At 65.3% G+C, this 19,768-nt stretch carries 17 protein-coding genes; 10 read left to right on the top strand and 7 right to left on the bottom strand.

The features are described from left to right. Positions 1-110: 110 nt before the first annotated feature. The 9 genes from murG to QUV25_RS14010 all read left to right on the top strand — a co-directional run bounded on the left by murG (position 111) and on the right by QUV25_RS14010 (position 11,764). A complete protein-coding gene (murG, locus tag QUV25_RS14050; protein ID WP_300864868.1) occupies positions 111-1,193 on the top strand; it encodes an undecaprenyldiphospho-muramoylpentapeptide beta-N-acetylglucosaminyltransferase in 1,083 nt (360 codons plus the stop codon). Positions 1,194-1,305: 112 nt separating this feature from the next. Then, entirely contained in the window at positions 1,306-2,715 is a 1,410-nt protein-coding gene (gene murC, locus QUV25_RS14045) for a UDP-N-acetylmuramate--L-alanine ligase (protein WP_300864867.1), read from the top strand. Between the two features lie 14 nt (positions 2,716-2,729). Further along, positions 2,730-3,692 carry a D-alanine--D-alanine ligase gene (locus QUV25_RS14040; RefSeq protein WP_300864865.1) on the top strand — a complete coding sequence of 321 codons (963 nt, stop codon included), beginning with the start codon at positions 2,730-2,732 and terminating at the stop codon, positions 3,690-3,692. A gap of 8 nt (positions 3,693-3,700) precedes the next feature. After that, positions 3,701-4,495, top strand: coding sequence for a cell division protein FtsQ/DivIB (locus QUV25_RS14035; protein ID WP_300864864.1), 795 nt, complete (start codon positions 3,701-3,703; stop codon positions 4,493-4,495). Between the two features lie 13 nt (positions 4,496-4,508). After that, complete coding sequence (ftsA, locus tag QUV25_RS14030) at positions 4,509-5,738, top strand: cell division protein FtsA (protein ID WP_300864863.1); 1,230 nt, start codon at positions 4,509-4,511, stop codon at positions 5,736-5,738. A 263-nt stretch (positions 5,739-6,001) separates the two neighbouring features. Beyond that, positions 6,002-7,222: a cell division protein FtsZ gene (ftsZ, locus tag QUV25_RS14025; protein WP_300864862.1), complete on the top strand. Its 1,221-nt coding sequence runs from the start codon at positions 6,002-6,004 to the stop codon at positions 7,220-7,222. Positions 7,223-7,421: 199 nt separating this feature from the next. Further along, positions 7,422-8,345: a UDP-3-O-acyl-N-acetylglucosamine deacetylase gene (lpxC, locus tag QUV25_RS14020; RefSeq protein ID WP_300864861.1), complete on the top strand. Its 924-nt coding sequence runs from the start codon at positions 7,422-7,424 to the stop codon at positions 8,343-8,345. A gap of 9 nt (positions 8,346-8,354) precedes the next feature. Next, positions 8,355-8,531, top strand: a complete 177-nt coding sequence (locus QUV25_RS14015; protein WP_300864859.1) for a hypothetical protein — start codon at positions 8,355-8,357, stop codon at positions 8,529-8,531. Positions 8,532-9,034: 503 nt separating this feature from the next. Further along, on the top strand, positions 9,035-11,764 hold the full coding sequence (locus tag QUV25_RS14010; protein WP_300864858.1) for an IPT/TIG domain-containing protein: 2,730 nt from the start codon (positions 9,035-9,037) through the stop codon (positions 11,762-11,764). Between the two features lie 28 nt (positions 11,765-11,792). Here the strand turns inward: QUV25_RS14010 and ruvC are convergent, their stop codons facing one another. The 7 genes from ruvC to QUV25_RS13975 form a co-directional block, all read right to left on the bottom strand. Continuing rightward, entirely contained in the window at positions 11,793-12,341 is a 549-nt protein-coding gene (gene ruvC, locus QUV25_RS14005) for a crossover junction endodeoxyribonuclease RuvC (RefSeq protein ID WP_300864857.1), read from the bottom strand. Further along, positions 12,338-13,327, bottom strand: a complete 990-nt coding sequence (locus tag QUV25_RS14000) for a phosphatidate cytidylyltransferase (protein ID WP_300864856.1) — start codon at positions 13,325-13,327, stop codon at positions 12,338-12,340. Before QUV25_RS14000 ends, ruvC begins: the two co-directional genes overlap by 4 nt. Next, entirely contained in the window at positions 13,327-13,944 is a 618-nt protein-coding gene (locus QUV25_RS13995; protein WP_300864855.1) for a lysophospholipid acyltransferase family protein, read from the bottom strand. The genes QUV25_RS14000 and QUV25_RS13995 overlap by 1 nt, the downstream gene beginning before the upstream one ends. A gap of 163 nt (positions 13,945-14,107) precedes the next feature. Continuing rightward, a complete protein-coding gene (locus tag QUV25_RS13990; RefSeq protein WP_300864853.1) occupies positions 14,108-14,893 on the bottom strand; it encodes a transglycosylase domain-containing protein in 786 nt (261 codons plus the stop codon). Then, positions 14,890-15,735 (bottom strand): energy transducer TonB, encoded by an 846-nt coding sequence (locus QUV25_RS13985; RefSeq protein WP_300865232.1) that lies wholly within the window; start codon positions 15,733-15,735, stop codon positions 14,890-14,892. Before QUV25_RS13985 ends, QUV25_RS13990 begins: the two co-directional genes overlap by 4 nt. A 43-nt stretch (positions 15,736-15,778) precedes the next feature. Then, positions 15,779-17,842 (bottom strand): RNB domain-containing ribonuclease, encoded by a 2,064-nt coding sequence (locus QUV25_RS13980; protein ID WP_300864851.1) that lies wholly within the window; start codon positions 17,840-17,842, stop codon positions 15,779-15,781. A 39-nt stretch (positions 17,843-17,881) separates the two neighbouring features. Next, positions 17,882-18,520, bottom strand: coding sequence for a YqiA/YcfP family alpha/beta fold hydrolase (locus tag QUV25_RS13975; RefSeq protein WP_300864849.1), 639 nt, complete (start codon positions 18,518-18,520; stop codon positions 17,882-17,884). A 19-nt stretch (positions 18,521-18,539) separates the two neighbouring features. Between QUV25_RS13975 and rodA the strand changes: the two genes are divergently transcribed. Continuing rightward, positions 18,540-19,694, top strand: a complete 1,155-nt coding sequence (rodA, locus tag QUV25_RS13970; RefSeq protein ID WP_300864848.1) for a rod shape-determining protein RodA — start codon at positions 18,540-18,542, stop codon at positions 19,692-19,694. Positions 19,695-19,768 lie beyond the last annotated feature (74 nt).

Raw genomic sequence — 19,768 nt, 5'->3', positions numbered from 1 at the left:
CATGATGCGCGGAGGTCGGAAATGATCATTGCGCGGTTTCGTCAAAACCGACAGGCGGCTGCACAGCAGACGCGGCTGCGGGACGCAGCCATGATGCGCGGAGGTCGGAAATGACTTCCCACACACCCTGCGCGCTCGTGATGGCTGGTGGCACCGGTGGCCACATCTTCCCGGGTCTGGCTGTGGCTGAGGCACTGCGTGAGCGTGGCTGGCGGGTGCACTGGCTGGGTGCACCCAGCAGCATGGAAAGTCGCCTGGTGCCGCCGCGGGGTTTTGCGCTGGAGACCATCGATTTCGGTGGCGTGCGCGGCAAAGGCCTCAAGACCCTGTTCTTGCTGCCGCTGCGGCTGCAGCGCGCCTTCTGGCAGGCCTTCCAGGTGGTGCGTCGTGTGCAGCCCGACGTGCTGGTGGGGCTGGGGGGTTACATCACCTTCCCGGGCGGCATGATGGGCACCTTGCTCGGCAAGCCGCTGATCCTTCACGAGCAGAATTCGGTTGCGGGCATGGCCAACAAGGTCCTGGCCAGCATCGCCGACCGCGTATTCACCGCCTTCCCGAACGTCATGAACAAGGCGCAATGGGTTGGCAACCCCTTGCGCGCCGGTTTCCTGACCCAGCCCGCGCCAGAGCAGCGTTTCGCCGAGCGGCGTGGGCCGCTGCGCCTGCTGGTGGTGGGAGGCAGCCTGGGCGCCAAGGCGCTCAACGACACGGTTCCGAAGGCCCTTGCCTTGTTGCCCGAAGCCGAGCGCCCCACGGTGATTCACCAGAGCGGCGAGAAGCAGATCGACGCGCTGCGTGCAGGCTACGCAGCCGCTGGCGTGCAAGCCGAGCTGACCCCATTCATCGAGGACACGGCACAGGCCTTCGCCGACGCCGATCTCATCGTCTGCCGGGCGGGTGCCAGCACCGTGACCGAGATCGCCGCCGTGGGCGCCGCTGCCCTGTTTGTGCCATTCCCGTCCGCCGTGGACGACCACCAGACCACCAACGCCCGTTTTCTTGCCGACCACGGCGCAGCCTGGCTGGTGCCGCAGCCCGAGCTCACGCCCGAAGCACTGGCCCGCACGCTGCGGACGGTGCAGCGCGAGCAACTTCAGGAGATGGCCAGCAAGGCCAAGACGATGCAAAAAACTGATGCTGTGGCAGCGGTCGTGGCCGCCTGTGAACAACTGTCGAAGGTGAAACTGGCATGAAACATGCCATTCGCCACATCCATTTCGTCGAGTGCGATAACGCGCAGCCGCGGCCTGGGCTGTGCGGGGCGGTGCCCGCCAATGCCGACAAGGGTCGCGGAGGGCTCACGGCATGAAACATGCCATTCGCCACATCCATTTCGTCGGCATTGGCGGTGCGGGCATGAGCGGTATCGCCGAGGTGTTGCTCAACCAGGGCTTCCGCATTTCCGGTAGCGACCTGGCCGAGAGCAGCGCCACGCGGCGGCTGGTGGCCATGGGCGCTGAGGTGTTCACCGGCCATGATGCGCGCCACATCGAGGGCGCCGATGCCATTGTCACTTCCACCGCTGTGAAGGCCGACAACCCCGAGGTGGTCGCGGCACACGCCAGGCTGGTGCCTGTGGTGCCGCGCGCGGTCATGCTGGCCGAGCTCATGCGCTTGAAGAAGGGGGTGGCGATTGCCGGCACCCACGGCAAGACCACGACCACCAGCCTGGTCGCCAGCGTGCTCGCGGCAGCCGATCTGGACCCAACTTTCGTGATTGGTGGGCGCCTCAACAGCGCGGGTGCCAATGCCCAGCTGGGTTCTGGTGAATACATCGTGGTCGAGGCGGACGAGTCCGACGCCTCGTTCCTCAACCTGCTGCCTGTGCTTTCGGTCGTGACCAACATCGATGCCGATCACATGGACACGTATGGCCACGACTTTGGTCGCCTCAAGAGCGCCTTCGTCGAGTTCCTGCACCGCATGCCGTTCTATGGCGCAGCGGTGGTCTGTGTGGACGACGCCTCGATTCGCGAAATCCTGCCGCAGATCGCCCGTCCCATCACCAGCTACGGCTTCTCCGAGGACGCCCAGGTTCGCGCCACCAACGTGCGTGCCGAAGCGGGCCAGATGCGCTTCACCGTGCAGCGGCGCAACGGCGTGTCGCTGCCCGATCTGGAGGTGTTGCTCAACCTGCCGGGCGACCACAACGTGCTCAACGCGCTGGCCGCCATCGGTGTGGCGGTGGAGCTGGGCGTTCCGGATGCCGCGGTGGTGCGCGCCCTGGCCGAGTTCAAGGGCGTGGGCCGGCGCTTCCAGCGCTACGGAGAGGCCAGGCTGGCCAGTGGCGGTACCTGCACCCTGGTGGATGACTATGGCCACCACCCCGTGGAAATGGCGGCCACGCTGTCGGCGGCGCGCGGTGCATTTCCCGGTAGGCGTCTGGTACTGGCGTTTCAGCCGCATCGATACAGCCGCACACGCGACTGCTTTGAAGATTTTGTGAAGGTGATCGGCCTGGCCGATGCCGTGCTGCTGGCTGAGGTGTATCCCGCGGGCGAAGCACCCATTGTCGCGGCCGACGGTCGCTCGCTGACGCGTGCGCTGCGGATCGCCGGCAAGGTGGAGCCGGTGTTCGTGGACGACGTGACCGCCATGCCCCAGGCAATTCTGGACAACGCGCGCGACGGCGACGTGGTGCTCTGCATGGGCGCGGGCTCCATCGGCGCGGTGGCGGCTCAGGTGATCGAACGGGCCGGTGAGGTCAAGGCATGAACAAGGAAACTCCAATGACCCACATCGACTCACGGGCCATGGGCAAGGTGGCGGTGCTGCTGGGCGGCCGCTCGGCCGAACGCGAGGTCTCGCTGATGTCTGGCCAGGGCGTGCTGGCGGCGTTGCAAGCCAGAGGCGTGGATGCACACGCTTTCGATCCCGCCGAGCGCGAACTTGGTGAGCTGAAACGCGATGGTTTTGCTCGCTGCTTCATCGCGCTGCACGGCCGTTTTGGCGAAGACGGCACGGTGCAGGGCGCGCTCGAACTCATGGGCATTCCCTACACCGGTCCCGGTGTGATGGCCTCGGCGGTGGCGATGGACAAACTCATGACCAAGCGCATCTGGATCGCCGAGGGTTTGTCGACTCCCGCCTGGCGCCAGGTGCACAGCGCCGAAGAAACCCGCGCCGCGTTCGATGCACTGGGCACTCCGATGATCGTCAAGCCGGTACGCGAGGGCTCGACGATTGGCCTGACCAAGGTGCTGAGCCGTGAACAGTGCGATGCCGCCTATACGCTCGCCTCGAAGCAAGACCCGATGGTGATGTGTGAGCAGTTCATCGCCGGCGACGAAGTGACCTGCCCGGTGCTGGGCACTGGCGACGAGGCGCAGGCATTGCCGGTGATCCGTATCGTGGCGCCCGATGGCAATTACGACTATCAGCACAAGTACTTCACCGACGACACGAAGTACCTCGTGCCCTGCGGTCTGCCCGAGGGCGAGGAGGCCGCGATCCAGGCGCTGGTGTTGCAGGCCTACCGCACGCTGGACGGTCGCGGCTGGTCGCGCGCCGACGTGATGATCGACGCCGCCACACGAACGCCCTACCTGCTGGAGATCAACACCTCGCCTGGCATGACCAGCCACTCGCTCGTGCCCATGTCGGCGCGCGCGGCCGGCATGTCGTACGAAGACCTGTGCCTGACGCTGCTGGCCAGCGCGGCGCTGGATAACCCCAGTCCTGCGACCCCCTGAGGCCCACCATGCCGGCCACCGACCTGCCCCTGGACGTCAAGCTCATGACCGCCGCCACGCGCGCGCTGGCGGCGCTGTTTGCGTTCATGTGCCTGGGTGCCTTCAGCCTGTGGGCGGTTCGCCATCCTGTGTGGTCGGTCAAGGGCATTTCGGTGCACGGTGATGTGGTGCACCAGAACGCGGTGACGTTTCGCGCCCAGCTCGCCACGCAGATGAAGACCAGCCTGTCCAGCAGTTTTCTCACGGTGGATCTGCAGCAGGTGCGCCGTCTGTTTGAAACCGTGCCCTGGGTACGCCAAGCGGTGGTCCAGAGAGAGTTTCCCAACCGCTTGCGCGTCACCTTGCAGGAACACCAGGCTGTGGCCTGGTGGGGTGAAGCGGGCTCTGGCCAGCTTGTCAACGATGCCGGCGAAGTGTTCGAGGCCAATCCGGAAGACCTCGACGGCCTGCCCGAGCTTGCTGGACCGCGCGACCAGTCCGCCACAGTGTGGGTGCTCTACCAGGCCTTGCGCACAGACCTGTCGCGACTCGACCTGGGGCTCGATCGCCTGGAACTCAATGAGCGCGGCAGCTGGCGAGCCACGCTGGACAGCGGCGCCAAGGTGGAAATCGGCCGAGGCACGCCAGATGAACTTCAGGCCCGGGTGCAGCGCTTCACCGCCACCCTCAGCCAGCTCACCCAGCGCTACCCCGGGGCGCTGGAGTCGGTCGATTTGCGCTACCCCAACGGCTACGCGCTGCGTGTGCGCGGCGTGACCACGGTGTCGGACAGCGACACCAAGCCCCAACCCAACACGAGATAACCCACGGATCATCATGGCCAAGGAATACAAGGACCTCGTCGTCGGACTCGACATCGGCACCGCCAAGATCATGGTGGTGGTGGCCGAGGTGCTGCCCGGTGGTCAGCTCAAACTCGCCGGTCTGGGCGTGTCGGCCAGTCATGGACTCAAGCGCGGCGTGGTGGTCAACATTGACGCCACCGTGCAAAGCATCCAGGCGGCGCTCAAGGAAGCGGAGCTGATGGCCGACTGCCGCATTGCCCGTGTCTACACCGGTATCACCGGCAGCCACATTCGCGGCATCAACTCCAGCGGCATGGTGGCGATCAAAGACCGCGAGGTCACCGCAGCCGACGTGGCCCGCGTGATCGAGACCGCCAAAGCCATCAACATTTCGACCGACCAGCGCCTGCTGCTGGTGGAGCCGCAGGAGTTCGTGATCGATGGCCAGGAAGTGCGCGAGCCCATCGGCATGAGCGGTATCCGGCTGGAGGCCAAGATCCACATCGTGACCGGCGCGCAGAGCGCGGCCGAGAACATCATCAAGTGCGTGCGCCGCTGCGGGCTGGAAGTGGACCAGCTCATGCTCAACCCCCTGGCGTCCAGCCAGGCGGTTCTGACCGATGACGAAAAGGAACTGGGCGTTGCGCTGGTTGACATTGGCGCAGGCACCACCGACGTGGCGATCTTCGCCGGCGGTGCGATCCGCCACACCGCGGTGATTCCGATCGCTGGCGACCTCATCACCAGCGACATCGCGATGGCGCTGCGCACGCCGACCAAGGATGCCGAAGACATCAAGGTCGAGAGCGGTTGCGCCAAGCAGCTGCTGGCCGATCCGGACACCCAGGTCGAGGTGCCTGGTCTCGGCGATCGCGCACCGCGCATGCTCAGTCGCCAGGCGCTCGCTGGCGTGATCGAGCCTCGAGTGGAAGAGATCTTTGCGCTGGTGCAGCAGGTGGTGCGCGACTCGGGCCATGAAGAAGTGCTGTCCTCGGGCATCGTGCTCACTGGCGGCAGTGCGGTGATGCCCGGCATGGTCGAGCTGGGCGAAGACATCTTCCTGAAGCCGGTGCGCCGTGGCATGCCGAGCTACGCCAGCGCGCTCTCGGACATGGTGGCGCAGACGCGTGCGGCCACTGTCATGGGCCTGCTCGAAGAAGCGCGGCTGGCGCGGGTGCGCGGCCACAAGGTGGCACAGAAGGCGGGGTCCATGCAGGGCGCACTGGACCGGGTGAAGAACTGGTTTGTGGGGACGTTTTGATGAATCACCCTCACCGCGCTTCGCGCGACCCCCTCAAGGGGGCAGCACCTGAGGGCTGGCCAAGCCAGCTTCACGTTGCCTCTGGACTGGATCCCGGCATGCATCTTGGTCCGCCGCCTCGGCCGCTCCGTCGACGACGATGGCGATGTTCGGAGCACACCGGACCGCCTGGCTGAGGCAGACACAGCGTCTATTTTTGGGTTTGAGTTCTGGTTTTTGACGAATCAACGCCTTGCGGCAGCGGGCACAACAGGAGAGAAAAAATGGGCATCGAAATGATTGAAGTGGAAGAGTTCAACCTGGGCACCCAGATCAAGGTGATCGGTGTCGGCGGCGGTGGCGGCAACGCGGTGGACCACATGATTTCGCGCACCGTGCAGGGCGTGGAGTTCATCTGCGCCAACACGGATGCGCAGGCCCTGGCACGCAGCTCGGCGCACAAGACCATCCAGCTCGGAGGCACCGGTCTGGGCGCCGGCAGCAAGCCTGAAAAGGGCCGCGATGCTGCGGAGCAGGCCATCGACGACATCCGAGCGGCTATCGACGGCGCTCACATGCTGTTCATCACCGCCGGCATGGGCGGTGGCACCGGCACCGGTGCAGCACCCGTGATCGCGCGCGTGGCCAAGGAAATGGGCATTCTCACCGTGGGCGTGGTCACCAAGCCGTTCGACTGGGAAGGTGGTCGCCGCATGACCAACGCCGACAACGGCCTGGCCGAGCTCGAAGCCAATGTGGACTCGCTGATCGTGGTGCTGAACGAAAAACTGCTGGAAGTGCTGGGCGATGACGTGACGCAGGACGAGGCTTTTGCCCACGCCAACGACGTGCTGAAAAACGCTGTCGGCGGCATCGCTGAGATCATCAACGAGTACGGCAATGTGAACGTCGACTTTGAAGACGTGCGAACCGTGATGGGCGAGCCAGGCAAGGCCATGATGGGCACGGCCGTGGCCGCTGGACCGGACCGCGCGCGCATCGCGGCCGAGCAAGCGGTGGCCTGCCCACTGCTCGAGGGCATCGATCTCTCCGGCGCCAAGGGTGTGCTGGTGCTGGTGACGGCAGCCAAGGGTTCGCTCAAGTTGTCGGAATCCAAGCTGGCGATGAACACCATTCGCGCCTACGCCTCGCCCGAAGCGCATGTGATTTACGGCGCCGCCTACGACGACAGCCTGGTCGATGAAATGCGCGTCACGGTGGTGGCCACCGGGTTGTCGCGCCAGGGCGCTCGCCGCACGGCGCCTCCGCTGCAGGTGCTGAGAACGGGTACCGACAACGTGCCCTTCAACGCACCACCTACGCTCAATTCGGTGGTCGCCGGCCCGGGTGGCAGCGGCGCCGTTCAGCCAAGCTACGAAGGCCTGCAGACCCCCAGCGTCTGGCGGACCAACCGCACCCAGGCTGCAGCCAAGGTGGACGCGCTGTCTTCGGGCGGCATGGACGATTTTGAGATTCCGGCTTTCCTGCGCAAACAAGCCGATTGATCGTTGTAAAGCTACTGCGCAGCCCGATCTGACGCCTGTGGTGCTCGCCGTACCCAAGTACGGCTCCGCGCCGCGGCGTCACCTCGAACCGCTCGCTACGCTATCCAATCGATCAATCGAAGCGGTTCGGTCCTCTTGGCTATGGCCAGGATAGTGGCCTTGAGCAGCCTGGTTCCGCTCGAAAAACTAAAATTCAAAGATGTTGGCTCAACGCACCCTCAAATCTCTGACCAAAGCGGTGGGCGTTGGCCTGCACAGTGGTCAGCGGGTGGAGCTGACGCTGCGACCTGCGGCGCCAGACACCGGCATCGTGTTCCGACGCGTCGACCTGCCGGAGCCGGTTGAGATCGCGGTCAATGCCGAAGCGGTGACCGACACCCGGCTGGCTTCAACGATCTCTAACGGCGGCGTGAAGGTGCACACGATTGAACACCTGATGAGCGCTTGCGCCGGGCTGGGGCTGGACAACCTCATGGTCGACATCACCGCCGAAGAGGTGCCCATTCTCGACGGCTCCTCGGCGTCGTTTGTCTACCTGCTGCAGAGCGCAGGCATCGTCACGCAAAAGGCGCCCAAGCGCTTCATCCGCCTGCTCAAACCGGTGGAAGTGCGAGAAGGTCAGGGTGCCAGCCTGAAGTGGGCGCGCCTGGAGCCGCACCACGGTTACACGCTGACATTCGAGATCGAGTTTGATCATCCCGCGGTCAATGCCACCGGGCAGCGCGTGGTGTTTGACTTCGGCAGCGGCACCTATGCGCGCGATATCGCGCGTGCCCGCACCTTCGGTTTCACCAAAGACGTGGAGATGATGCGTTCCCATGGACTGGCCATGGGGGGCGGGCTGGACAACGCCATCGTGATGGACGATGTGAAAGTGCTCAACGCCGATGGCCTGCGCTACCAGGACGAGTTTGTGAAACACAAGATTCTGGATGCCATGGGTGACCTCTACATCGTGGGCAAGCCGCTGCTCGCCGCTTACAGCGCGTTTCGAAGCGGTCACGCCATGAACAATCAGCTGCTTCGCGCTTTGCTGGCGCAGCCGGACGCCTACGAGATCGTGACCTTCGATCAGGACCAGCAAGCGCCGCAGGGATTCGCCCAGCTCGCGCCCGCCTGGTAGGCCCTGAGCATGTTGCTCTTTCGTTTCGCCATCTTTTTCCTGCTGCTGGCAGCCGGTGTCTGTTTCGCTCTCTACATCGCCACCAGCAAGCCGCATTACAAGCGCTGGGGATTGATGATCCTCAAATGGACGGTCATCGCCGCGCTGGGCTTTTTTGGTGTGCTGATCCTGGAGCGTTTGCTCTAAGGTCTGTTCACACTTTTTTCACCCCGCTGCCTGCGGGCTGTGGCCCAAGAGGCCAAGCGCCACGACTGCGTTGCCTTGCCGCTAGGCTGTCCCGGCCGCGTTTCTCGCCTCGCATATAGATCTCTTGAACCGCCACGCGTGTCGAAAAACGGTGCTTCAGTCTCTGATCGACTGAAGCTCCCGCCAGACAGACCGGATGCACGGAGCGAAGACAGGACGTGGACTCGACACGGGCGCGCCTTGTCGGTGCCGGCCATGCCGACGCTCACCGCCTGTCGACCAAAAAAGCCGCGCGTCAGGCCACCCCGCGGTTTTGCTGGTCAGTTTCTCAAGGCCTGCGTGCAGCCCCTCACAATGCGCGAATCCCGCTGGCTGTCGCCTCGGGCTGTGGTGCCGTCGCGGCACTGGATGCATTGTTGCCTGGGGAGCCTGTCGCCGTGAGCCTGTTTCTGATTTGTAGGCCTGCCTTAGTTGAAGGCCATAGGCGCCTGTTACAACGGTTTTTGGCTGCCACGGCCCTGGTGCTCCTGGTGGCCTGTGGTGGTGGCGAGAGCGCCAGCAACCTGGTTCCAGAGGTTGGCCAGCCGGCGCCTGCGTTGCCTGCGGCGCCTGCCACGGCGCCCACGATCACCAGTTTCTCGCCAACGTCAGTGGCTGCAGGTGGCGAGGTGGCCATCATCGGCACGAACCTTGATCGGGTGAGCAGCGTGCGGCTGGGCGGCGTTGCTGCGCCTGGCTTCACCGTGCGCTCGGCCACCCGCATCGACGTGGTGGTGCCCAGCGGTGCGTTGAGCGGGGCCATCGAGGTCTCGGGGCCCAATGGCGCTGCGCAGTCGGGTGTGCCTCTGACCATCCTCCAGGTGGTCACGGTGAGCCGGGTTGAACCGACTTCCGTGGTCGCTGGCGGCCAGCTCACCTTGAGCGGTACGCAGATCGATCGCATCCAGCGCGTGAGCCTCGGTGGCGTGACCTTGCCGCCGGTGGGTGTGGCGACCGCAACCAGCCTCCGCGTGACGGTGCCGATGGGCGCGCCCTCGGGCAGCCTCACCGTGGTGGATGTCAACAATGTGGCCCAGGTGCTGCCACAGGCGATCACGGTGTTGACCCCAGTGAGCATCGCCGGTTTCTCGCCCATGGCTGCCCTGGTGGGCGGGCAGGTGGTTGTGAGCGGTCAGGGGCTGGATCGCGTCGGCGCGGTGTTGTTCAGCGGCACCAGCACCGCCGCCAACATCACGGCGCGCAGCACATCGGCGCTCACGGTGACGGTCCCCGTCGGCGCGGCCACCGGGCCGATCACGCTGCAGTTTGGCGTTGGCGAAAGCCTGCGGTCCACGGCGAGCTTCAGCGTCATTCCCCGCATCGAGGTGGACAGCGCTGCCGTGTACACGGTGAGCGCTGCCGGTGACCCAGTGACTCTCACGGGTCGCGGTCTGGACGAGGTGAGCGGCGTATTGGTCGGTGGAAGTCCAGCGACTATCAGCGGTCGCAGTGCGACTCAGATCGTGTTCCCAGCGCCTGCCGGCGCAGCTTGTGCCGCGATCACCCTGACGTCCGCCTCGCAGCCCAATGTGGCGGCGGGCAACCTGGTCGTCGGATCGGGTTGTGTGAATCCGGTGCAGATTTCGGGCATTGAATTCGCCCAGGTGCAGTCGCAAGCCGCCAATGCGAACTACCAGCGCCTCAACCCAGGACAGGAGACCTGGGTCAGAGCTTATGTCAACGCCCCCACGGCAGGTCGCCCGGCGCCGTCGGTGCGCTTGCGCGGCTTCAATGGCACCACCACCTTGGGCACGCTGGACATGACGGGCCCGACGACGCTGCCGCAACTGCCCACTGGCCAGACACCCTCCGACAGCCAGCGCTACAGCCTGACGCAGACATTCCGGGTGCAGTTGCCCGCCGCCTGGGTCGACCCCGGTTTGCGTGTGAGAGTGGAAGTGGACCCGAGCAATGCCGTTGGCGCCCAGACCAGCCAGGAGGCTACGCCCGTGGTGGGTTCGGCGACGCGACTGACCGTGGTGATCGTGCCGCTGGTATCTGGCTCTAACCAGCCCGCGCTGCCCAGCCAGGCTCAGGTGCTCAACGAGCTGGCGCGCACCTTGCCGCTGGCGCGCAACGAAATCACCGTGAACTTCCGCGCGCCTTACACGCTCACCAGCGTGACCGACGGCGTGGACACCAGCGCCGAATGGAGCGATACGCTGTCTGAACTTGAAGCACTGCGCCGCCGCGAAGCACCGAACGCTCTGTACTACGGCTTGGTCCGGCCGATGGTGAGCGGAGGCATCGCGGGCATCGGCTATGTCAATTCCCAGACCTCGTTTTCCCCCAGCCTGTCCAGCCTGGGCTGGGATTCCTCACGCACCAGCTGGGGTCGCACCATGGTGCACGAGCTGGGGCATAACTTCTCGCGTCGGCACACCGATTGTGGCAACACCGCCAGCGCGGATGCGGCCTATCCCTATGCAGGCGGCGTCATGCCGCCTGTGCCGCTGTTCGACAGCAATACGCGCACCATCGTGGCGCCGGGAGCAGGCTCTACCCGGGCCGATGTCATGGGCTATTGCGGCGGCAGCTGGTTCTCTGACTACAACTACAGCTTTGTGCAGAGCTTCCTGGAAGCGCAGCGTGGTGCGGGCAACATCGGCTTGTTCGAGGTTGCTGCAGCGGAGACCCCGCTGCTGGTGATCAGTGGCACCATCGAAGGCAGCAACGCGCGCATCGACAAAGTGTTGCCCAGTCGCGGGCGGGTGCCTGCGCCAGCGGAAACCACGCACCAGGTCGAGGTCACCACCACCGACGGGCGCACGATTCGTGTGGGGGTGGTGGCCACCGAAGTGGACCATGCCGATCCACCCGCGCAACACTTCACCGGCGTGCTGCCTGATCCTGGCCGCGTCGCCAGGATCGCGGTGCTCAGCGGTGGCCGCAAGATTGGCGAGCGCGTCGCCGCCATGCCCAAGGCGCGTGCAGCCAGTGCCAGCCCGCGTGACACCACACCTTGGGCCAACCGCAGCGTGAACGGCGCCAGCACGGTGTTCACCTGGAACGCCGCGCTCTATCCACTGGCCACGATCGAGCATGTTCTGCCCAACGGCCAGCGCAGCGTGCTCGCGCTGCAAGCGCAAGGGGGCCAGGCCCAGCTGGGTACCGCGCACCTGCCAGCCGGCGGGTTGTTCGAAATTGGTCTGTCCGATGGCTTGAACGTGCAGACGCTGACGCTGCCGCGCTGAAGTTCAGGCCGAGACAATCGGCCCGGGCTCAGTAGTGGCGTCCGCCCTTGTAGGCCGCGTGGGTGCGCGCTTGCAGAGGCGACACCCGGTTGATCGCCGCCACCGTGCGACTCACCTGCGCGTGGGTGATGCACAGACCCAGGGCATCAGCGGCATCCTGGCCCGGCAGGCCGGGAAGGCGCAGCAGGCGCTTCACCATCTCCTGCACCTGCGACTTGGCGGCCTTGCCGTGGCCCACTACCGCCTTCTTCAGCTGCAGAGCGGTGTATTCGGCCACCGACAGATCGTTGGACACCAGCGCGGTCAGGCAGGCACCGCGGGCTTGGCCGAGCAGCAGCGTGGCCTGGGGGTTGACGTTGACGAATACGATCTCGCAGGCCGCCACGCCGGGCTGGTAGCGCGCGACCACCTCGTTGATGCCGTCGAACAGGATGCGCAGGCGAGCGGGCAGGAGAGCACCGTTTTTCGGACTGGTCTGGATGGTGCCGCTGGCCACGTAGTGCATCTCGGCGCCTTCGGTGTCGATGACGCCAAAGCCGGTGCACTGCAGACCGGGATCGATGCCCAGGATTCTCATAGGTCGAAGGTCCAGCGCACCGAGTGGAAAAACACCGGTGCAGCGAAACACAGGGCGTCAACCCGGTCAAGCAGACCGCTGGCGCCGGTGACCGAGCGACCGGCCGAGCCCCAGTGGGTCACGCCACGGTCGCGCTTGATGGCTTTCATCACCAGGTGGCCCAGTGAGCCGGCGATGCAGGCGACCAGCGCCATACCCAGCGCCGCCAGAGGCTTGAAGGGCGTGATGCCCGCCATGAGCACGCCCAGAAGTCCGCCAGCCAGCAGGCCGTAAACCCAGCTGCGCCAGTGAAAACTGTCGCTCACCGCAGGAGCCACCGGGCGCTGCAGTCGCCGCGAAGTCAGATGCTGCACCAGCATGCAGGACTGCACCACGAGAACCAGGAAAAACACCAGAAAGGCGGTCTTGCCACTGAAGTCGGGGAAGTCGAGCATGAGCAGGGCGGGTACGTGGCTCATGCCGTATACGCACACCATGATGCCCCACTGCAGCTTGGCGTTGCGCTCCAGGAATCGCTCCGGGTCGTTGCCGAGCGCACTCACGGCAGGTACCGCGAGGAACACATAAACCGGGATGAACACCGTGAAGAGGTCAAAATGCTCGGTCCACACCAGCGCGTACTGCATGGGCAGCACGAGGAAAAACGCGAGCACCAGGCTGCGGTGGTCACCGCGCCGCGTCGGCGACAGGCTGATGAACTCGCGCAGGACCAGGAACGAGATCAGGCCGAACAGCGTGATGGCCACACCGTCGCCCGCTGCCCACCCGACCCAGAACACCAGTGCCATCAGCCAGGAGCTGCGCAGCAGGTCCCCGTAGTCCTGCAGTTGCTGCGCGCGCGCGCTGGGTTCGGTGGCTGACGTCCTTTGCTCGCGCAAGGACAGCAGCACGCCCACCACCGTGGCGATGGCCAGCAGGCCGAAAAGACCCACAAACAGCAGGCCAACCTGCTGTTCCGGCGTGAGGCTGCGCAGGAAGGTCCGCATCAGACGTCTCGCAGTGACATCACGGCCGCGCGCGCTCGGGCCAGAAATTCAGTGCGCGGCTCCTCGGCGCCGAGCTGCATGGGTTCGCCAAACGTGACCGAGCACAGCACCGGGACGGGCACCACCTCGCCCTTGGGCATCACCCGCTGCACGTTGTGAATCCAGGCCGGGATCAGGACCACCTCGGGAAAGCGCTTGGCCAGGTTGTACAGACCTGACTTGAACGGTTGCGGATCTTCTGCAAAACCCCGCGTGCCTTCGGGAAACAGGATCAGCGAGTCGCCGCTTTCCAGCGCGTCGATCAGCGGTTGCAGTGGATCCTCATCGCCTTTGCGCTCGCGCTCCACGTAGACCGCGTTGAACACCTCGGTGGTGATGAACCGCTTCAGGTTCGAAGTGGTCCAGTAGTCGCGTGCCGCGATCGGTCGAGTGATGCTTCGCAGCTCCTGCGGCAAGGCCGCCCAGATCAGCACCAGGTCGGCGTGGCTCTGGTGGTTGGCAAAATAGATGCGCTGTTCGGCCTTGGGCGGGCAGCCGTGCCAGCGCGCCTGCGCGCCGGTGAGCAAGCGCACGAGCCCCAGCAGAAACAGACTCATCGCCTTGGCGCGCAGGTTCATGAGCGCGCCCGCACCAAAAACCAGCGCATCCACACGCAGTCGAGGCGCGAAATGCCTCCCTTCAGAGACACCACAGAACGGGCTTCGCCCGGCCGCAGGTGTCGTTCTCCCTTGCGCGTGGGAAGGCGCGAAGCGACGCAGGGGGGGCTTGCGTCTACCAAGGTCATGGAAGACTCACCGCTCCCATGCGCGCGACGATGGTGTTGGTGCGACGGGCGAGGTAGGCTGAGCCCTGGCGGGTCTCGAAGAACTTCGGGCTTGGCAGCATGACCGCCAGCCGCGCCGCTTCATAGGCGCTGAGTTTCGCCGCCGGCTTTTTGAAGTAACGCTGGGCAGCGGCCTCGGCGCCAAAAACCCCTTCGCCCCATTCCACGCTGTTGAGGTAGATCTCCAGGATGCGCTGTTTGGACAGCAGCGCTTCGAGCATGAGCGAGAGCACCAGCTCCTGACCCTTGCGCAACAGGTTGCGCTCACCCGAGAGCAGCAGGTTTTTCGCCAGCTGCTGGGTGATGGTCGAGCCGCCGACGATTTTGGGCGGTTTGATCGCCTTGAGCGCAGCCTCGGCCGCATCGGGCTGCTTGGCCAGCCGGCGCTCGATTTGCTCGACCCGTTTCTCTGCCTGCGCCTGGCGCCGTTCGTTTTTCTGCCAGGCCGACTGCAGCGCCTCCCAGTCGACCCCGCCGTGTTCGGCAAAGCCGGCGTCTTCCGAGGCCATCACTGCGCGCTTGAGCTGGGGGCTGATCTGGTCATCATCCACCCAGGTGGCCGACCAGCGCCAGGTCTTTTCGGTGGTCAGGCTCTGGTGTGCCACGCGCCAGGCTTCCGAGCGCATGAAGGCGGTGCTCTGCGGATCGACCACCGTCATCAGCGCGATGCGAAACAGAAAAAACAGCTGCAGCGCGATGCCGGCCAGCAGCATCCAGAGCAACCAGCGGCCAAACGCTCTCATTGGCCGGTCATCTGGGTTTGCAGCGTGGCGTCGCGCGTGAAGCGAAAGCGCGAGACGACCACGATCTGATCGGCCTGGCGCCGCATGGCGTCGCTGAAGCGGTCGAAGTTGAGGCTGCGCACGATCGCCTGGGCGCGGCGGTCGAGCACCGCCTGGCCTGAGGATTGCACAACCTCGGTGTGCAGCACATCGCCGGTGAAATTGACGGTGATGATCATCGTCAGCTCACCGTAGAGCTTGCGTCCGGCGGCCTCGGGGAAGTTGGTGGTACCGCGGTCTTCGATGCGGCGGCGCAGATCGTCGTAGTAGATGGCGTAGACGGCTTCGCGCGTCGCCGGGCTGATGTAGCGCTTCTTGGGCCGCGCGTTCTCTTCGTTGATGCGCTTTTCGATCTCGGCCAGGATTTTCACCAGGGCTTTGCGGCGCGCCTCGCGCTCCACCAGCTGGGGGCTCGGGTTGACCGCCTCCAGGTCGGACGGTGGCATCGAGGCCAGCTGTTTGCGCACCTGGGCCAGGATCTGGTTCTGTTGCTGCTTGAGGGCCTCGATCTGGCGTTCGTCTTCGTCTGCAGTGTCACCCAGGCGGGCATTGGGTGTGGGGGGCAGCGGCGAGGTGGCGCGGCCCTTGTCCGCCTCGCCGCCGCCGGCGAGCGAAGCCTGGGCGATGGCCATCGCCTTGTCGGGGCGCTCGTCGCTCTTGGCATTGACCAGGATGACCTCCAGCGGCGTGTCCTGAAACACCCTGTTGAAGCCTTCCGGATTCACAAAGCGCACCGTGAGCAGGGCGGCGTGCAGCGCCACCGAAACGCCCAGCGCGAGCTGCAGGGTGCTCAGGGCCTTCAGGGAAGCAAGGACGGACTTCACGGCGCCGATTATCCCTGCTGGCTCAGCCGCCTGCCGGGGCTGCTGCGCCGGCTTGCGCCGCGTCATCGACCGATTCGTCGAGGTTGATCGCCAGCGCCAGCGGACTGGCCAGCGCATCGTCATCCTCGCCGCTGTCGTCCTCGGTGGTGTCGTCCACCGGCTGGTCGATCCGCTCAATCACGGTGCCCGAGATGTCCAGTGTGATCTCGTCGATGGCACCCAGGCGCACGCGCACATGCGCGCCGCGCGGCAGGCCCTCGGCGCCCATCACCGGCAACACCAGCGGCAGCGTGTCGGCGCGCACCAGGTTGTCCTTGAACAGGGTGGCGGTGAGCTCACCGATCTGGGCCTGCTGCAGGTGCTTGAGCGTCCAGTAGCGCTCCATGCCGTTCTGGAAGCCGTTGTACGCGGTGTAGGCGGCGTCAAACGCGCTGATGACGGCAAACAGGTTGGCGTCCTTGGGTTTGAATGGCGCGGCCAGCGCCGCGGTGTTGCCGTGGCGCGCGCAGGCAATGATCTGCCACTGGTTGACCAGATCCACATAGCGGCGCAGCGGCGAGGTGCTCCAGGCATAGGCTGGCACGCCGATGCCGGCGTGCGGCTGGGCCTTGGTGCCCATGCGCACCTTGACGCCGGGCGCCAGACTCGCCTGGCTGCGGTAGATGCCGGGCACGCCGCACGCCGCCAGCCACTGTCCCCAGGTGCTGTTGGCCAGGATCATGGCCTCGGCCACCATCAGGTCGAGCGGGGCGCCGCGCTGGCGCGTGCCGATCACCACGGTTTCGCTGCCATCGGGCTCGTCGCCCGTCACGCCCTGCAGTTTGAAGCTGTAGTCGGGCCGGTTGAACGTCTCTGGCTTGCCGCGCACCACTTCGCGCTGGGCCTTGAGGTGACGCGCCAGGCGCCACAGAAAGGCCAGCTGTGGCTGCAGGGCTGCGATGTCGGCGGCCACGGGCTCGGCCGAGGTTTCTCCGAAGAGCCAGGACTCGGTGATCACCGCGTCCAGCTGGTCGTGCCGCAAATTGAGTGCGATCGGCACCCGCTCCAGCTGAGTGCGGGTTTCGGTGATCTCCAGGGTGGCTTCGTCGAGTGTGGCGTAGAGCGACACCGCAGGACAGTCGCGACCAGCCACCAGGGTGTAGGCCTGCACCACGGCGTCGGGCAGCATGGTGATCTTGTGACCCGGCATGTAGACGGTGGACATGCGGTGGCGCGCCACGCTGTCGATCTCGCTGTCGGGCTGGATCGCCAGGCCCGGTGCCGCGATGTGGATACCCAGGGTGACCGTGCCGCTGCCCAGGCCTTGCACGGAGAGGGCGTCGTCGATTTCGGTGGTGTGGGAATCGTCGATGGAAAACGCCTGCACGGCCGCGAGCGGTAGCTCCTCGGCAATGGCGGGCGCCTGCAGCGGCGGGAAGCTTGTGCCCTTAGGGAACTGGTCGAACAAGAAACGCTGCCAGTGGAACTGGTAGGCGCTGCTGATGGCGCCCGCCTTCTCCAGCAGGACCAGAGGTGCGACATGGCTGCCGCGCGCGGCCTCGACCACCGCCTTGTACTCGGGTGCGTTCTTGTCGGGTTTGAAAAGAATCTTGTACAACTGCTCGCGCACCGGCGCCGGGCAGACGCCGGCTGCCAGCTCGGTCGCCCAGACCTCGATCTGTGCCTGCACCTGCTGCTTTTTTTCGATCGCCGCCAGCGCCTGCGCCAGGATCTCGGGCGGCGCCTTCTTGTAGCGACCCTTGCCGGCTCGGCGGAAGTAGTGAGGCGCACCCTGCAGGCAGAGCAGGGCAGCGACCTGCTCGGTGGTGGTGGCCCGGTCGCTGAAATACTCACGCGCGAGGTCAGCAAAGCCGAACTCGTCCTCGGGCGCAAATTCGTAGGCCAGTTCCAGCTCCAGGGTGTCGGCCAGCGCGGTGGCGGCCGGCATCAGCTCGGCCGGAGCGGGTTTCTCGAAACGCAGCAAGGCGTTGGCGGACTTCACCTTCACCCGTTTGCCCGAATCCAGCTCCACCTGAAGAGAGCTCTCGGCTTCGGACATGAGGCGGCCGGTCAGCAATTTCCCGGCATCGTCGAACAGAATGTGCATGGGCGGGATTGTCCCACGCGGCCTGCGACGGTCCTGGAATCAGCCCGCCAACTGCAGGAAATCGAACAAGGCGTCGATGTGCTCGTCAAAGTCGCTGATGGCGTGATCGCTGCCGGGCAGCAGCCGCAGCGCGCCGCCCTGGCAGAAAGTCTGCATCTCGCGCCAGTCCAGCACCTCGTCGCCCTTTGCGATGATGGCGAACAGATCGTTGGGCGCGGTGGCTTGCCGGCTGGATTCGCGGTCAATGTCGGCTTCCAGCAAGCGCAGCTGCTCGACGAACTCGGGGCGGAAGTGAAAGGTGTCGCTCGGGTTGTGCCAGCTGGTCTGCTCGCCGATGTATTTGGCCAGGTCGCGGGCGGGAAACACCGCCGGATTGAGCAAACCGGTCCGGCAGCCCAGGCGCAACGACAGCCAGCGCGCATAGAAGCCCCCGAGCGAAGACCCCACGACAACCATCTGCGCTTTTGGCCAGTCCTGAACGCTCTGCTGCAGAAGGGTCATGGCCGCGTGGGGAGAGGGCAGAAGCTGAGGGCACGACCAGGTCACTCCCGGGTGATGCGCGGCCACCCGCGCCGCCACCTTCTGCGCCTTCATCGACTGGGGAGATGACCGGAACCCATGCAGGTAGAGCAGGTGGGTGGTGCGGGGCGCTGGGCGCTGGTGTGGCGAGGTGGTCATGGGCGAAGGATAATTCTGCATGGCCGTCGTTTTTGACAAACCCACGCTGCTGCAGCGCGTTGCCCCGATCTTTCAAGGATTTGACGGGCCGCTGTTTGTCGCCGTGCTGCTGCTGGCGGGCATCGGCCTGATCACGATGTACTCGGTGGGCTTTGACCACGGCACGCGCTTCACCAGCCATGGGCGCAACATGCTGCTGGCGGCAGCCGTGATGTTCATCGTGGCGCAGGTGCCGCCGCAGCGGTTGATGTCGCTGGCCGTACCCGTGTACACCATCGGGGTGGTGCTGCTGATCGCGGTCTTTCTGTTTGGCATCGAGAAAAAAGGCTCTCAGCGCTGGCTCAATGTGGGCCTGGTGATCCAGCCAAGTGAGCTCATGAAGATTGCCATGCCTTTGATGTTGGCCTGGTGGTTTCAGCGCCGCGAGGGGCAGCTCAAGTCGCTCGACTTTGCGGTGGCGCTGCTGCTGCTGGCCGTGCCCGCCGCGCTGATCCTCAAACAGCCCGATCTGGGCACCACCTTGCTGGTGGTCGCCTCGGGTTTGTTTGTGATCTTTTTTGCCGGACTGAGCTGGAAGATCATCGTGCCTCCGGTGGTGCTCGGCGTGCTCGGCATCATCACGCTGATCATCATGGAGCCGAGCTGGTGCGCGCCCGACGTGGACTGGCATGTGCTGCGCGAGTACCAGCGTCAGCGCGTGTGCACGCTGCTCGATCCCTCCAAAGACCCGCTGGGCAAAGGGTTTCACATCATCCAGGGCATGATCGCGATCGGCTCGGGTGGTGTCTGGGGCAAAGGTTTCATGCAGGGCACGCAGACACACCTGGAGTTCATTCCAGAGCGCACCACCGACTTCATCTACGCCGCCTTCTCGGAAGAGTTTGGTCTGCTGGGCACCCTGGGCCTGATGCTGGCCTTCATTTTTCTGGTGATGCGTGGCCTGGCGATCGCCCTGGATGCGCCTACGCTGTTTGCGCGGCTGCTGGCCGGCGCGCTCACGCTCAACGTGTTTGTCTACGCGTTCGTGAACATGGGCATGGTGAGCGGCATCCTGCCGGTGGTGGGCGTGCCGCTGCCCTTCGTGAGCTACGGCGGCACCGCGATGATCACACTCGGTGTGGGACTGGGCATGCTGATGTCGATTGCGAAGTCCAAGCGGCTGATGCAATCTTGAGCACGAGCCCCCACGTTCCGCCGCTTCGCGGGTCGCTGCCCCCCGAGGGGGCTGGGCCTGCCTTGGGGCGGCCC

The sequence above is a fragment of the Hydrogenophaga sp. genome (assembly GCF_030373245.1).
GTDB lineage: Bacteria > Pseudomonadota > Gammaproteobacteria > Burkholderiales > Burkholderiaceae_C > Hydrogenophaga.
The sequence above is the reverse complement of the archived record's forward strand: the minus strand, read 5'-3'. Positions and strand labels throughout refer to the sequence as shown.